We start from the raw sequence: 2,341 nt of genomic DNA on the forward strand, positions 1-2,341 counted from the left end.
GCGCAACGTCGTACTTGTCGGCCATTCCGGTGCGGGCAAGACCACGCTGGCAGAGGCGCTGCTGGCCGCGTCCGGCACGATCGGCAGGCCGGGCAAGGTGACCGAGGGCACGACGGTTTGCGACTTCGACCCGGCCTCGATCAAGCAGCAGCGGTCGGTGGCACTCGCCCTCGCCCCACTGCTGCACCAGGGCGTCAAGATCAACCTCTTCGACACTCCCGGGTACGCCGACTTCACCGGCGAGCTCAGAGCCGGACTCCGCGCCGCCGACGCGGCGCTTTTTGTTGTGGCGGCACCGGAAGGTGTCGACGCGACGACGTCCGGCCTGTGGGCGGAGTGTGCCGCGGTGGGGATGCCACGCGCGGTGGTGATCACCAGACTGGACCACCCCCGCGCTGACTTCGACTCGGCCGTCGCGGCCTGCCGTGGCGCTTTCGGCGACAACGTGATGCCGCTCTACCTGCCGCTGGACCTCGGCGACGGGCCGGCCTCCGGGCTGCTGGGCCTGCTGACCCAACAGGTCTTCGACCACTGCGGCGGCACCGCCGACCCCCATGTCCACGATCCCGACGAGGAACAGCGGGGACGCATCAGCGACGCGCGTAACGAGCTGATCGAGGGAATCATCGCGGAAAGCGAAGACGAGTCCCTTATGGACCGCTACTTGGAGGGCGAGGACCTCGACACCGGGGTCCTGATCGATGACCTGGAAAAAGCGACCTCCAAGGGCACCTTCTATCCCGTGCTCCCCGTCAGCGCGCTCACCGGCGCCGGCCTGACCGAGCTGCTCGACGGCATCGTCGCCGCGTGCCCGACGCCCGGCGAGCGGCCGCTGCCGGCGGTGACCACGCTCGACGGCAAACCCGGCCCGAAGATCAGCGCCGACCCGAACGGCCCGCTGGTCGCCGAGGTCGTGCGGACGAGCATTGACCCGTACGTCGGCCGGGTGTCGCTCGTACGCGTCTTCTCCGGCACCCTGCGCCCGGACCGGCCGATCCACGTCGCCGGCCACGGCATGGCGGACCGCGGCCACGAGGACCACGACGCCGACGAGCGAGTCGCACATCTGCAGTCGCCGCTGGGCTCGACGCTGCGCGAGGTCCCGTACTGCGTCGCCGGCGATGTCTGCGCCCTGACCAAGGTCGCGTCCGCGGAAACCGGCGACACCGTCTCGGACGCGGAGAATCCGCTGCTGATGGAGCCGTGGCGGATGCCTGAACCGCTGCTTCCCGTTGCCGTCGTCGCGAAAACTCGCAGCGACGAGGACACTTTGGCCAAAAATCTGGCAAAACTGGTCGCTGGCGATCCGACGCTGCGACTGGAACGCAATGCCGAGACGCATCAACTCGTATTGTGGTGCATGGGCGAAGCGCACGCTGATGTAGTGCTCGACCGCCTCAAGAGCGGCGGCGCGGACCTGGACACCGAGCCGGTCAAGGTGCAGTTCCGGGAAACTTTCGCCGGCCCGGCCAAAGCGCGCGGCCGGCATGTGAAACAGTCCGGCGGGCACGGCCAATACGCCATCTGTGAGATCGAGGTCGAACCGCTGCCCACTGGCGGCGGTTTTGAGTTCGTCGACAAGGTCGTCGGTGGATCCGTACCGCGACAGTTCATTCCCAGCGTGGAAAAAGGCATCCGCACCCAGATGGAACGCGGCCTCTCCGCCGGCTCCACGGTCGTGGACATCCGGGTAACTTTGGTCGACGGCAAAGCACACAGCGTCGACTCCTCCGATGCCGCCTTCCAAGCCGCCGGCGCCCTCGCGTTGCGGGAAGCCGCCGCGGCCGGCGCGGTCAGTCTGCTGGAACCGGTGGATGACGTGGCCGTCAGCGTGCCGGACGAATTCGTGGGCGCTGTCATGGGTGACCTGTCCGGGCGGCGCGGGCGCGTCCTCGGAACCGAACCCGACGAGGCGACAGACGAACGTACGGTCATCCGGGCCGAAGTCCCCGCTTCCGAGTTGCTGCGATACGCGGTCGATTTGCGGTCCATTACGTCTGGGACGGCATCTTTTACGCGAACATTTATCCGCTACGAACCGATGCCACAACATTTGGCGACAAGCCGCGGGCCGGCTGATAGCTGATCTGGCGGGTACGCGAGTGGGTGCCCTGGTTAAAGGCGGTGGCCGCCGCGGAGGTGAGCGCCCTGGTTAGGAGCGGTGAGCGCGAGGGAAATGAAAGCCCTGGTTAAAAGCGCTTGCCGCGAGGGTGCGGCGCCTCGTCTACCAGCCATGGGAAAAGCCTACCCCGCCACCAAAAACCGGTGGCGGGGTAGGCTTTTCCCATGGCTACTGCCGATGGCCCCCTATTTCTCTGGCGCCTTCGGCGCGGCGCCGTCG

Annotated in this window: 1 protein-coding gene; it reads left to right on the forward strand. The window is 67.5% G+C overall.

Annotation, left to right across the window (positions count from 1 at the left end; translation table 11 throughout):
* Positions 1 to 2,086, forward strand: a 2,086-nt coding sequence (locus ABD301_RS06615; RefSeq protein WP_344308113.1) for an elongation factor G-like protein EF-G2, incomplete at its 5' end; no start/stop codon positions are given.
* Between the last annotated feature and the right edge of the window lie 255 nt (positions 2,087 to 2,341).

The sequence above is a fragment of the Fodinicola feengrottensis genome (assembly GCF_039530045.1).
GTDB classification, from domain to species: domain Bacteria; phylum Actinomycetota; class Actinomycetes; order Mycobacteriales; family HKI-0501; genus Fodinicola; species Fodinicola feengrottensis.